This window comes from Desulfobacter sp., assembly GCA_028768545.1.
In the GTDB taxonomy this organism is placed as follows: domain Bacteria; phylum Desulfobacterota; class Desulfobacteria; order Desulfobacterales; family Desulfobacteraceae; genus Desulfobacter.
Map to the genome: position 1 here is coordinate 3,080,710 of CP054838.1, position 12,585 is coordinate 3,093,294.

A 12,585-nucleotide genomic window follows, 5' to 3' on the forward strand; every position below is an offset into this window, starting at 1 on the left:
TCCATGTTTCAGGCAAAACCCGTCCTGATCAAATTATTTTTCCTTATTTCAGCGGTGGTTCTGGTCTCTTCATGTTCTGCTTTGGATTATTTCAAAACCGAACATGGAGAGCCGGACCCGGCCGGTATAGGAACTGAAAAGCCCCTGCCCCAGTCTGATTCAAACAACAAACCCGCGCCAGAGCAAAACCAGATTCAGGATCTTGAAAAAAAAATCGTTGTACTTGAAGACAAGGTCACCACCCTTGAGACCCAGGTTGCCGGACAAAAAAAAGTGGTGTATACCATTGAATATTCTGATCCTGCAAAGCTTTATGAAAAGGCAAGAACCCTGTTGCTGGCCAATGAGACAGACAATGCAGCCGATCTTTTTGCCACCTTTGCCGACAAGCATCCGGGCCATGCTCTGGCAGACAATGCCCTTTACTGGTTAGGCGAATGCTATTACACCACCGGGGAATATCAAAAATCCATTGAAATATTCAAAACCCTGGTCAAACAATACCCCAAGGCGGGTAAAGTACCTGATGCCCTTCTTAAAACCGGGTATGCCTATGTTTCACTGGACGATGCCAACCGGGCCAGCCACTATTTCAAACAGGTGATTAAAAAACATCCCTTTTCTCTGGCGGCAAAAAAGGCGCAGGTAAAACTCAAAGAATTTCAATAGCCTGTGATGGAATGGACAAATACTGGGATACATATCTGCCATGGTTCATACTCAGGGAAATACCCGGGTTAAACCACCGGGTCATCAAACGATTAATCCGGGCGTTTGAATCTCCCAAGGCCATTTTCAATGCAGGCGTTGACCAATTGTCCGCAATTAAGGGAATCCGCAAAAAAAATATTCAGGCCATTCACCGCCATTTAAAATACCAAGACCTGGCAAAGCAGCAACTTGGAAAGATTTTGGCAAAAGGGCTCAAGATCGCAAGCCTGGTGGCTCCCTGGTATCCTGCCCTGCTCAAAAAAATACCGGATCCTCCTCCGGTTTTAACCTATGACGGCCACCTTGATTCTGACTCTCCTTGTATTTCCATTGTGGGTTCCAGAAAGGCCACACGGTACGGACTTGATACGGCGAGCCACCTGGCAAACCAATTGGCCCAAAAAGGATTTACCGTGGTCAGCGGCATGGTTGTGGGAATTGATACCGCGGCCCACAAGGGAGCCCTAAAATCTTCAGGCAAAACCCTTGCCATTTTGGGATCCGGCCTTGACCATATCTATCCCAGACAGAATAAACCCCTTTACGAAAAAATAAGGGCAAAGGGAGCGGTGATCTCTGAATTTAATCTGGACACCCCGCCTTTGCCTCAATTGTTTCCCCAGCGCAACCGGATCATTGCAGGGTTGAGTACCGGCACCATTGTGGTTGAGGCCGCCCAAAGAAGCGGTTCTTTGATCACGGCCCGGCTGGCCTGCGAATATAACCGGGAGGTGTTTGCCGTGCCGGGCAGTATCCGCTCTACAACCAGTCGGGGCACCCATGCCTTGCTGTGCCAGGGGGCCCACCTGGTCGAAGATGAAACAGATATCCTTGAAGAACTCAACCAGTTTGTTCATTCAGAGCCCTCAACCTCGGAAGAAAAAAGGGGGGATAAAAAAGAGTTTCCAGTCATGGACAAAACCTGGACTTTGGTATATAAACACCTGGATCCATACCCCCAAACATATTGATACGATCATAGCATCCACTGGAATGAAAAGCCCGATTATACTGGCAACCCTGGTTGACATGGAATTAGCAGGGCATATAATACGGCATCCTGGGAACTATTTTTCGAAATCGGAGGAATAAAATTGGCAAAACCGCTCATCATTGTCGAGTCACCCACCAAAATTAAGACCCTTAAAAAATATGTGGGCAAAGGATATAATGTCGCAGCAAGTGCCGGACATATCCGAGACCTTCCTGTTAAAAAACTCGGGATTGATGTGGATGACAATTTTAAGGCCGAATACGTTAATATAAAAGACAAAACCAAGGTCATATCCAACCTGAAAAAAATTGCCAAGGATACCGACCAGGTTTACCTGGCGCCTGACCCTGACCGTGAAGGAGAGGCCATTGCTTTTCATATCATGGATATCCTTAAAAAAAAGGGACGCAAATTTCACAGGGTTCTGATTCACGAGCTGACTAAAAAAGGGATCACCGAAGCCCTTGAAAAAACATTGGTGCCCGATGCAGACAAATATGATGCCCAGCAGGCCAGACGAAAACTTGACCGACTGGTGGGATACCAGATCTCTCCGATTTTATGGCAAAAGGTCCAGCGGGGATTAAGTGCAGGACGGGTCCAGTCCGTGGCTGTAAGAATCATCTGTGACCGGGAGCGGGAGATACGTCTTTTTGAACCTGAAGAGTACTGGACCATTACCAGCGATCTTCTGGCCCAAAATCCCCCTGAGTTCAATGCCGCCCTGACCAAAATCGCCAATAAAAAAGCCAAGGTCTCCGACCAGACCCAGGCCATGTCCATTGTTTCGGATCTTGAAGCTGCCCAGTTTGTTGTGGACCAGATCAAAAAAAAGACCGTCAAACGCAACCCTCTGCCCCCCTTTATCACCAGTAAGCTTCAACAGGACGCCATTAACCGGCTTCGGTTTTCAGCAAAGAAAACCATGGTGGTGGCCCAGCAGCTCTACGAAGGGATTGAAATCGGTACCGGCGGCCCCGAGGGTCTGATCACCTATATGCGTACAGACTCCACACGTATTGCCCCGGAAGCTGCCCATGAGGCCCTCTCGCTTATTGCCAGGGACTATGGCCCTGAATATGCCCTGAAGTCCCCCAGATTTTTCAAAAACAAAAACAAGGCCCAGGATGCCCATGAAGCCATCCGGCCCACCTCGGTCTATAATACCCCTGCCAAGCTTAAATCCTTTTTTACAGAAGATCAGTTTCGGCTTTATGACCTGATCTGGAAACGCTTTGTAGCGTCCCAGATGGCCCAGGCCCTGATTGATCAAAAAGCCATTCTCATCAAGGCAGGAGAAAAATATCTTTTTTCAGTATCCGGGTCTACAACTAAATTTGACGGGTATATGCGGCTTTATGCCGTTGCTGAAAAAACAAAGGAAAAGGATATTCAGGCCCTGCCCCCGGTGGAAGAAGGGGATCTGCTGTCCACCATAAAAATCAACCCCAAACAGCACTTTACCAAGCCGCCACCCAGGTTTTCAGAAGCCTCTCTGGTCAAGGAGCTTGAAAAAAACGGAATTGGAAGACCGTCCACCTATGCCTCCATCCTCGGGGTGATCCAGGACAAGGGGTATGTGGAACTGATCAAACGTTATTTTATTCCCAGCGAGCTTGGATTTATCGTAAATGAACTATTGGTCGACTCTTTTCCGGATCTTCTGGACATTTCATTTACCGCCCAGATGGAAACCAATCTTGATGATGTTGAACAGGGCAAGCTCGATGAAGTGGACCTGCTCAAAAAATTTTACAAAGGGTTTAAACTCACCCTGGACAATGCCAAAGACAACATGGTCTCTGTCAAGGGTGTGGGCGTGGAAACCGGTATTTCATGTCCCTTGTGCACCAAACCCGTCAATATCAAAATTGGGAGAAACGGACATTTTCTGGCCTGCACAGGCTACCCTGAATGCGGATTTACCAGCAATTACACCCGGGATGAAAAGGGGAATATCTCCATTGTCGAAAAAATTGCAGACAGTGAACCTGTCAAGGACTGTCCAAAATGCGGACAACCCATGGTTCAAAAAGACGGGCGGTTCGGCTTGTTTTTAGCCTGTACAGGGTATCCTGAATGCAAGCACACCGAATCTGTGGGCCAGGATAACGCCACCAATGATACAGGCGTGCCCTGCCCTGAAAAAGGCTGCAAAGGCAGTGTTCTGGAAAAAAAATCCAAACGGGGGAAAATTTTTTACGGTTGCTCTTTATATCCGGAGTGTAAATTTGCATCCTGGGACAAACCCGTTGACAAGGCCTGTCCCCTTTGTGATTCTCCCTTTCTTGTTCAAAAAGAGACCAAACGGGACGGTAAATTTTTAAAATGTCCCAATCGGGACTGCCAATTCAAAGAGAGCATTCTGCCCGAATAAAAGCAGGGGCACAGATCAGGTGATGGGTTTGGAATCCGGCTGGCGAACCCATTTTTGGATGGCGGAAAAGACCACCTCCCGCTTGATGAGTTTGGTTAAAAAATCATTCATGCCCACGGCTTTGCACCTTTGTTTAAAATCATCCAGAACATTTGCCGTCAGCGCCAAAACCGGTACGGGATTAAGCTCTTTTTCCTTTTCATAAAAACGGATTCTTTGGCAGGCCTCAAACCCGTCCATCACCGGCATATTGATATCCATGAGCACCAGATCAAATTTTGAAGGTACTGCCCGGTAGGCGCTAAGGGCCTCTTGTCCGTTCCCGGCCACTTCAACCTGGTATCCTGCCCGGGTCATCATGAGCATGGCCAATTTCTGGTTGACCGGATTATCTTCGACCAAAAGAATCAGGGCATCTGTTTTGGTCTTTTCAGAGATGGAATGGGAAGTCAGAATAGAGGCCTTGGCTGTTTGGGATTTTTCTTCATCAATCATACCCATCATATGGGCAGCCATTTCAAGGAGCGGGGCTTTTCTGGCAGGCTTGGGAATAAACCCCTTAAAACCACTTTTCTCAAATATCTTGGCAATGCCCGGAAAAGGAACCGAACAGGCCATCCATTTAAAGGGAAAATCCTCGGGTTTCGTGCCGTTCATCAACCCGGTAATATCCCGGGCAAAGGGTTTGATTGATTTGCCAAAATCAATGATCCCCAGATCATAGTCAGAAAAGGCAGCACCCGGAGAATCCATCCCCCTTAAAACCTGGGGAAGTTCATCCAAAGATTTGATATCGGCCTTTACCTGTGCAGAGACCAGAAGATGGGCCAAAACTTTGGATGCATCCTCTCCGGTTGACATCACCAATATCTTTTTTCCCTTAAGCCTTGCCGGCCGGATCCTGCCTGAGGAAACAATCTGACCGGTTTTAACATGGGCATCAAAATAAAATGTGGACCCCTTGCCTTTGGCAGACTCCACCCAAATATCTCCGCCCATTTTTCGGGCAATGTTCCGGCTGATGGCAAGACCTAAACCGGTTCCCCCGTAACGGCTGGTAATAGCATCTTCAGACTGGATAAAAGGCTCAAATATCCCGTCCTGATTTTCAAGGGCGATTCCAATTCCGGTATCTGAGACGTCTACCTTGAGCAATGTGTTTCCCTGTTCAAGGACGATGGCATCCAGACCGAGACTGATGCTGCCCTGGGGCGTAAACTTAACAGCATTGCCCAGCAGATTCAAAAGAATCTGGCGAAACCTGTGGGGATCTCCCACCACCTTTGCCGGCACCTGGTCGGAAATCCGGCAAAGCAGTTCTACACGGGATTCATCCACCTGGGTTCTGACCACATCAATAGTATCAAAACAAAGGACTTCAGGATCAAAGGCCATTTGCTCAAGGTTCATCTTGCCGGACTCCACCTTGGAAAAATCAAGGATGTCATTGACCACAGACAAGAGGGTATCGCAGGGAAATCTGGCACTCTCCAGAAAGGCTTTTTGCTCCGTGTCCAGGCGGGTGTCCATGAGCATATCCGTATATCCGACAATCCCGTTTAAAGGGATCCTTATTTCATGGCTCATGGCGGCCAGAAAAAAAGTTTTGGCCAAAGAGGCCTCTTTGGCTTCCTCGGCCAGATCGTTGGCCCGGTCCATGGCATGCCTCAGCTGCTCATTAGCCGATTCCAACTCGATCAGATGGCTTTTTTCCCTGGCAATACGATTGATTCGTGCCAGGGTGGAGTTGATGTTAAAGGGCTTGGTCATATAGTCCGACGCCCCGGCATCCATGATATCCACGTAGGAATACTGGGCCGCATAACCGGTCATGATGATAAAATGAATATCTGGATTATGGGCTTTGACTTTTTTAAGCAGCTCCATCCCGTCCATTCCGGGCATGGAGATATCTGAAATAATGAGATCAAATGCGTCAACGGTTTGGGAAAGAATCATATCCCATGCCGTTTCAGCATCACAGGCCTCTTCACAGGTAAAGCCTGCACGTGCAAGCGCACTGGTCAGCAGGGCCCGAAGGCTGGGTTCATCATCCACCACCAAAATCCGCTGAACAGGAGACGAACAGATGGTATCAGACCCACTGAGGCCCTGGTCTGACTTGCGGGTTTCAACTTTCTTATTCATTCACCCGTTCAACATACACCCGTGTACGGGTATCGATTCTGACCATCTGCCCCTCGTTGACAAAGGGCGGAACCTGAACCTCAAACCCGGTTTCAAGGGTGGCAGGCTTTGTGTCGCCTGTTGCCGTGTCGCCCTTGGCCCAGGGTTCTGCCGAAACAACTTCCAGAACAACAAAATTGGGCAGGGTTACCCCGATGGGATGTCCATTGTGAAGCAATACCGTGCACACGGTGTTGTCCTTGAGCAGGTCAGTGCTGTCCTGGAGCTGGTCTTTTGTCAAAAAAACCTGCTCGTAATTTGATGAATTCATAAAACACCAGCTATCCTTGTCAGCATAGAGGTATTCCATCTCCACTTCCTCAAGATCGGCTTTTTCAAATTTATCCCCAGACCTGTAAGTCCGCTCAAACTGGGATCCTGTAATCATATTTTTCAGCCTGCATTTATACAGGGACTGGCCCTTGCCCGGCTTTTTAAACTCAAATCCAACAATGACATGGGGGTCACCGTCAATATCCATTTTAAGGCCTTTTCTCAAATCACTGGCTAAATACATCCATTGCTCCTAATCGTTGAGGTGATGAAATCCATAGGTTATTAAAGTGATTCTAATAAAGCATAATACAGGGATATTGGCAAGATCCAGTTAAAAACAACTTGCTTTTTTCACGGGTTTGTAGGAAAATTTCCCGATTTAGAATTCAACTTTTTTAGGAAACAGATCATGATCATAGTAATTGATTTCGGTTCACAATTTAATCAGCTTATTGCCAGGCGGGTCAGGGAAAACAACGTCTATTGCCAGGTGGAGCCTGCTGACATCTCCCTTGAAAAAATCAAAGAGATGAACCCCACAGGCATTATCCTGTCCGGCGGCCCTTCATCCATTTACGAGGAGAACGCTCCTTTTATTGATCCTGCAATTTTTGACCTGGGCATCCCGGTGCTGGGCATCTGCTACGGGATGCATTATATGGTTCATGCCCTAGGCGGCAGTATCAAGCGTGCTGAAAAAAGGGAATACGGATTTGCCGAACTTCAACTCAAAGAGCCAAGCCCTTTGTTCAAGGATATGGACACTCAATTTCAGTGCTGGATGAGCCATGGAGACTCGGCCAAAGACCTTCCCCAAGGGTTTATTGTAACCGCATCCACTGACAATACGGCCATTGCCGCCATTGCCAACCATGAAAAAAAGTTTTTCGGACTCCAGCTCCACCCGGAGGTAGAGCATTCAATCAATGGAGCATTGATGATCCGGCACTTTTTGTTTGATGTCTGCCTTTGTGAACAAAACTGGACCATGAAATCTTTTTCCGACGGTTCCATTGCCCAGATCAAGGATGCTGTAAAGGATAAAAAAGTGATCATGGGATTGTCCGGGGGCGTGGATTCATCCGTTGCCGCTACCCTGATCCACAAGGCCGTGGGTAAAAACCTATACTGCATTTTTGTTGACAACGGTCTGTTGCGCCACAATGAAAAAGAGCAACTGGAAATCAGCCTGACCCAAAACCTTGACATGAACATCAAGTTTGTGGATGCCAGGGAAAAATTCATATCTGCCCTCAAAGGGGTCACGGATCCCGAGCTCAAGCGTAAAATCATAGGAAAACTATTTATAGAGGTTTTTGACGCCGAAGCCAAAAAAATTCAAGGGGCAGAATTTCTGGGCCAGGGCACCCTGTACCCGGATATTATCGAATCCAAATCCGCATTTGGCGGTCCCACATCTATTATCAAATCCCACCACAATGTGGGCGGACTGCCCGAAGAGATGAACCTCAAACTCATAGAACCGCTTCAGCTTCTGTTTAAGGATGAGGTCAGAAAACTTGGACTTGAACTTGGAATCAATGAAGACCTTGTCTGGCGCCAGCCCTTCCCGGGTCCTGGCCTGGCCATCAGAATCATGGGAGATATCACCGAAGAACGACTTGACATCCTAAGGGACGCAGACACCATTCTTTTGGAAGAAATCCGTGCCGCAGGGCTTTACAGGAAACTCTGGCAATCCTTTGTTGTGCTGCTGCCGGTAAAAAGTGTCGGGGTCATGGGAGACAAAAGAACCTTTGCAAACTGCGTGGCCATCCGGGCGGTGACCTCTAACGACGCCATGACAGCAGACTGGGCCAAACTGCCCCATGATCTTCTGGGTAAAGTTTCAAACCGGATTATCAATGAAGTGGATAAAATCAACCGGGTTGTCTTTGATATCACCTCAAAACCTCCCGGAACCATTGAGTGGGAATAAAACAGGATCTAAATTTAAATGGATGACAAAAGCCTTGGAGACTTTCGCAGTGATATATCCCGTCTCCCGGAAGAAGAAAATACATCCCCGGACATGCAGGGGTCAATCTATCACCAGGAAATCAACACCCTGAAGATTGAAAAACTGTCCCAGCGGATTACCATAATTTCAATCATCCTTCCCTGCATCATCATTGCCGTATTGGTCTTTGCCTATATTGACATGAAAGAACGGGTCGTGGATGTGGATCAGTCCAAGGGCAGTCAGATGGCAAAAGTGGCCAGGGATCTGGAAACAAAACTCAATGCTTTGGATGTCCGGATTGCAAAGGCCAAATTTGAACTGGATGAAAAACTGGTTCTGGTTGAAAAAAAGAGCCAGGCCCTTGAAAACCAGGCCGCAAAAATGTCCTCGGCCAAGGCCGATCTTGCAGCCGTGAACAAGGCAATGGCTAAACTTGAAAAACGGATCAAAACCAATTCAGGACAGGACAAGGCCACCTTGGCTCAAATGAAGAAAATCAACGGCCAGCTCCACGCTCAGATCAAGGACAACAACGACCGTTTTAAGTCCAGTGCCCAAAAGATTAAAGATGAGATCCAGCTTTTTAAAGAAGAATTTGATGCAAGACTGCTTGAACTCTCCTCCTATGAGCAGCAGATCGCCCAACTTTTCAAGCAGACCGGGTTAATGGACAAAAAAATTAAAACCCTGAAACAGGACACTCAAATCTCCATGGAAAAAGAGATGGCCAAGGCCCGCCTTTCTTTTGAAAAAACAATCAAAGAGTTAAAGGCAAGTATGACAGCCGGACCATCAGCCCGAACAACACCTGTGGACAAGCCTTCTGAGACCCAAACACCGCCTCAGAAATCTGGCCAGCCGTCAAGCCTGCCTCCCCTGCCCGTTTCTGACAAAACAGGGTCCATTTCAGAACAAAATCTCAGCCAATAGCGCCGAATGACGGCTTTCAATGAAACTGGCCGGCGTCATACGGAAAATCAGCTGGTCAGCCATTGCAAGGATTTTACTGCAGCTTATATGGGGGTCAAATATCTGGCCTCCCATATCCACAAGTATCCGGACACCATAACTCATCCAACCATAGATGCCCTGGTACATGTCATTGAATTTAGCCCCTTTGACAACCAAAAACAGGTCTTTTTTTTATATTCAGAAGCCTCTGAGGCACTGGTTTGCCTGGCAGAGAAGGCTCAAAACAAATGGGGTGCCGATATTATTCAAAGGCTTGTGGCCCTTCTGCCCGGATGCCGGGGCAAACGGCTTCGGGCAATTGGACAGGCCTTGGGCAAACTCTCCCTTGAATTTTCAGCGCCTTTTTTCTCATGGGATCTGTCTTTAGACTCCCTTGAAATCGAGCTTAAAGAGATAGAAAATTTTGTAACAAAAGACCGGGAACTATCCTATGCCTGGAAAGGCCGTAGCCTTATGATTCTGTCTCGTACACAGGTCATGGGCGTAGTAAAATTTGACACCTCCCAGGACAATATCAAGGCGCTTTCCCAGGAAAGCCAATGGATGGATTTTCTGGGGTCCCATACCCTGTGCCCGGATGAATCCTTTAAGGTGCCCTTGCCCATAAAATTAAAAAAAAAACGTTTGTTCAAACTCATAACGCCCCTTCCCCCGGGCGGACCTGAAACCATTGAAAAAAAAATCTGCATTGCCTTTGTCCCCTGTGACGGGTATTTTGACTATCCCAATGACAAAACTCAAAAATGGTCTGAAGAGTAAATCAAGGCGATCTTTTTTAAAAATGCAAGACTGCTCGGGGCCCTGTCCGGAAGAGGCGTTTTCCATACCGCCCTGATCCCCTTGTTTCACAACAGGGCTCAGCAGCTAAGAAGAAACGATAACGGTGCGTATCTCTGGGAGCATGGAGGAAGACTTGATCAATGGCTGGACTCCTGTCAATTCCCTAATTTTGGCGCCTCGGGTCCCAGGGATTTTGAACACCTGGTTCAAATGAACAACAGCCAGAAGCTTCGGCATTATATTGGAGAGCATCTCTTGAGCTTTACCCTGGTCATCGGCAGTTATTTCAGAAACAAAGCCCCCGACCGAAGGGGCAAAGATGAACATCAGCTGCCTCTGGACACAAGGGATTTGTTTTCACCCCCATTATTTATTGAACTCCTGTCCGGAGTGTGCAAGGCCTATTTTAAAGGTCTTGCAAATAAATCAATGGCTCCTGAATTTGACCTTTGCTCTTTTGAATTGGTAGAGGCACTTATTCAGGTCATGGGAAAAGACAAAGACATGGAAGAGGTATTAAGGGTTCATGACCAGAACCAAATGAGCCAGACCTATTTTTCCCAATTTTTAAAGCAACGAGGCATTAGTACGCCTCCCTTAAAAGGCAAACAAGATATTGTCCTTGAGACAGGTCCCCATCTGGGCGGATTTAACCAGGCCATATCCGTTCCCGAACTCATTGACGCCTTGTTCAGATTTTCCGCAATATTGGTTTCCACCTGTTTTCTCAATGAAAACAAGTGGAAAGCCTGAGTAAATTGAGGTATATTCACGCAACTGGGTAGACAATACATAAGGAACCGACATGTCCAAACAACATCCTGAATGCCCGCTCTACAACCATGCCACCTGTAAAGAACTTCACAATCCAAAGCTGTGCGCCATTATTCGGGATGACAAAATCTGCCTAAAAAAACAGCAAAAATCAAAGAAAGAATCTGTTAAACCGGTAAATTAACGAACCCGCAGCCTGTCTCCCGGATGAATCACCTTTTGATATGAAAATTTATTCAACCGAAGCAGGGCAGCCAGCGGCATCTTGTATTCCTTTGCAATCTTGATGAGACTCTCCCCCGGCATGACCACATGAAATTTCATCGTTACTTTTTTTTCCCAGGCCTTGCGCAAAATTGTAAAATTTTGCTTAAATCCTTTTTCTTTCTCCTTGGGCACCAGCACTGATGAGTCTTTTCCCTCCAGATAGTATCCCCGGATTTCAGGGTTATAATCTTTCAAGGTTTTAAAGGATATGCCGGCAGATCTGGCGATCAAAGACAGGGGTACTTCACGGTTCAAGGAAAAATTAATCTTTGAAAAACTAAACACTGGGTATAGATCCTGGGGCATTAAATGAAATCCATAGGCCTCGGGATTTTCAATAATCAATTTGGCAGCAACGATCTTGAGCAGATACCGCTGGGTTTCCAAAGGCAGATAAAGGGAAAAAAAATCTCTGGTTCCCTGGGCTTGGATTCCCGTATCCAGACCGAATTCGCCCATGTTATAGGCTGCAAGGGCCAAAAAATAAGAACCAAACTCCTGGTGAAGTTTTTTTAGATAAAGACAGGCCGCCCGGGTGGATTTAAAAAGGTTGCGGCGCTCATCCACCCGCTTATCTATCCGAAGCCCATACCGGGTTCCCGTACTCTTGAGAAACTGCCAATACCCCACAGCCCCCTTGCCGGAGCGGCTGTGGGGCCTTAGAGCACTTTCCACAACAGGCACATACTTTAAGTCCTGGGGCAGATTTTCCTGTTTGAGAATTTTTTCAATGTGAAAAAAATATCTCTGAGATCGTTTGAGCCATAAAAGGACCTGGGGCCTGTTCCATGCGGCAAGCATGACCTCTTTTTCAAGGCGTTCTCTTACCTGGGCATCTTCATACGGGATTTTCAGGCCGCAAAGACGGATATCCCCTGTAAACCTTGTAATTTGACTCAACTGGGGGATGTGGGTCCTCACAATTGCCTGGGTCACCCTTTCTTTGGCCAAAAGGGGGGAAGCCATTGCCAGGAGGGCCAGGATCCCACCAATGGCCCTAAAATAACTCATTGAAAATTTTCTCCCTAATTTTAAAATCAATGCATTGTTCATTGTCTGAGAATCATGCCATCATCCCTCTTAAAAATCAAGAATGGGGGCATCAATTCCATTTCAACACAAAACAAGAAAACCAAAGCTAAAGTTTTAAGCAGGGTCATCGCATGTAACTTTTATTAAGATTCGTCCTTACCCGGCTGGAATAGGTGAGGGGGATTCCGTTAAATCTTAAGCGGTCGTCCTGACCGCTTAAGAAGCGGAAATGATCGGACCTATGCCGTCCTG

The 12,585-nt window shown here is 47.1% G+C and carries 10 protein-coding genes and 1 pseudogene; 8 read left to right on the forward strand and 3 right to left on the reverse strand.

The window, feature by feature from the left end; all coding sequences use genetic code 11:
• The first annotated feature begins 3 nt into the window (after positions 1-3).
• The 3 genes and pseudogenes from ybgF to topA all read left to right on the forward strand — a co-directional run bounded on the left by ybgF (position 4) and on the right by topA (position 4,082).
• Positions 4-669: a tol-pal system protein YbgF gene (ybgF, locus tag HUN05_14990; protein WDP86267.1), complete on the forward strand. Its 666-nt coding sequence runs from the start codon at positions 4-6 to the stop codon at positions 667-669.
• Between the two features lie 11 nt (positions 670-680).
• Positions 681-1,803: pseudogene (gene dprA / locus HUN05_14995) on the forward strand (DNA-protecting protein DprA).
• 2 nt (positions 1,804-1,805) lie between these two features.
• Positions 1,806-4,082 carry a type I DNA topoisomerase gene (gene topA / locus HUN05_15000; GenBank protein WDP86268.1) on the forward strand — a complete coding sequence of 759 codons (2,277 nt, stop codon included), beginning with the start codon at positions 1,806-1,808 and terminating at the stop codon, positions 4,080-4,082.
• A gap of 15 nt (positions 4,083-4,097) precedes the next feature.
• Here topA and HUN05_15005 read toward each other — a convergent pair whose 3' ends face one another.
• On the reverse strand, positions 4,098-6,230 hold the full coding sequence (locus HUN05_15005) for a response regulator (GenBank protein WDP86269.1): 2,133 nt from the start codon (positions 6,228-6,230) through the stop codon (positions 4,098-4,100).
• Positions 6,223-6,786 (reverse strand): elongation factor P, encoded by a 564-nt coding sequence (efp, locus tag HUN05_15010; GenBank protein WDP86270.1) that lies wholly within the window; start codon positions 6,784-6,786, stop codon positions 6,223-6,225. The genes HUN05_15005 and efp overlap by 8 nt, the downstream gene beginning before the upstream one ends.
• Before the next feature lie 168 nt (positions 6,787-6,954).
• On the opposite strand from efp, the gene guaA reads away from it, so the two are divergent.
• The 5 genes from guaA to HUN05_15035 all read left to right on the forward strand — a co-directional run bounded on the left by guaA (position 6,955) and on the right by HUN05_15035 (position 11,218).
• Positions 6,955-8,484, forward strand: coding sequence for a glutamine-hydrolyzing GMP synthase (guaA, locus tag HUN05_15015; protein WDP86271.1), 1,530 nt, complete (start codon positions 6,955-6,957; stop codon positions 8,482-8,484).
• A gap of 18 nt (positions 8,485-8,502) precedes the next feature.
• Complete coding sequence (locus HUN05_15020) at positions 8,503-9,438, forward strand: hypothetical protein (GenBank protein ID WDP86272.1); 936 nt, start codon at positions 8,503-8,505, stop codon at positions 9,436-9,438.
• Between the two features lie 87 nt (positions 9,439-9,525).
• On the forward strand, positions 9,526-10,239 hold the full coding sequence (locus tag HUN05_15025; protein ID WDP86273.1) for a hypothetical protein: 714 nt from the start codon (positions 9,526-9,528) through the stop codon (positions 10,237-10,239).
• Positions 10,240-11,013: a SidJ-related pseudokinase gene (locus HUN05_15030; GenBank protein ID WDP88086.1), complete on the forward strand. Its 774-nt coding sequence runs from the start codon at positions 10,240-10,242 to the stop codon at positions 11,011-11,013.
• 52 nt (positions 11,014-11,065) lie between these two features.
• Positions 11,066-11,218 carry a hypothetical protein gene (locus HUN05_15035; protein WDP86274.1) on the forward strand — a complete coding sequence of 51 codons (153 nt, stop codon included), beginning with the start codon at positions 11,066-11,068 and terminating at the stop codon, positions 11,216-11,218.
• Here the strand turns inward: HUN05_15035 and HUN05_15040 are convergent.
• On the reverse strand, positions 11,215-12,312 hold the full coding sequence (locus tag HUN05_15040; protein ID WDP86275.1) for a transglycosylase SLT domain-containing protein: 1,098 nt from the start codon (positions 12,310-12,312) through the stop codon (positions 11,215-11,217). The two genes, HUN05_15035 and HUN05_15040, sit on opposite strands and share 4 nt — an antisense overlap.
• Positions 12,313-12,585: the final 273 nt, after the last annotated feature.

Bases quoted from the DNA above. Each gene is read 5' to 3' on its own strand.
- ybgF (WDP86267.1), top strand. From the start codon at position 4: ATGTTTCAGGCAAAACCCGTCCTGATCAAATTATTTTTCCTTATTTCA.
- HUN05_15005 (WDP86269.1), bottom strand. From the start codon at position 6,230: ATGAATAAGAAAGTTGAAACCCGCAAGTCAGACCAGGGCCTCAGTGGG.
- efp (WDP86270.1), bottom strand. From the start codon at position 6,786: ATGTATTTAGCCAGTGATTTGAGAAAAGGCCTTAAAATGGATATTGAC.
- guaA (WDP86271.1), top strand. From the start codon at position 6,955: ATGATCATAGTAATTGATTTCGGTTCACAATTTAATCAGCTTATTGCC.
- HUN05_15020 (WDP86272.1), top strand. From the start codon at position 8,503: ATGGATGACAAAAGCCTTGGAGACTTTCGCAGTGATATATCCCGTCTC.
- HUN05_15025 (WDP86273.1), top strand. From the start codon at position 9,526: ATGGGGGTCAAATATCTGGCCTCCCATATCCACAAGTATCCGGACACC.
- HUN05_15035 (WDP86274.1), top strand. From the start codon at position 11,066: ATGTCCAAACAACATCCTGAATGCCCGCTCTACAACCATGCCACCTGT.
- HUN05_15040 (WDP86275.1), bottom strand. From the start codon at position 12,312: ATGAGTTATTTTAGGGCCATTGGTGGGATCCTGGCCCTCCTGGCAATG.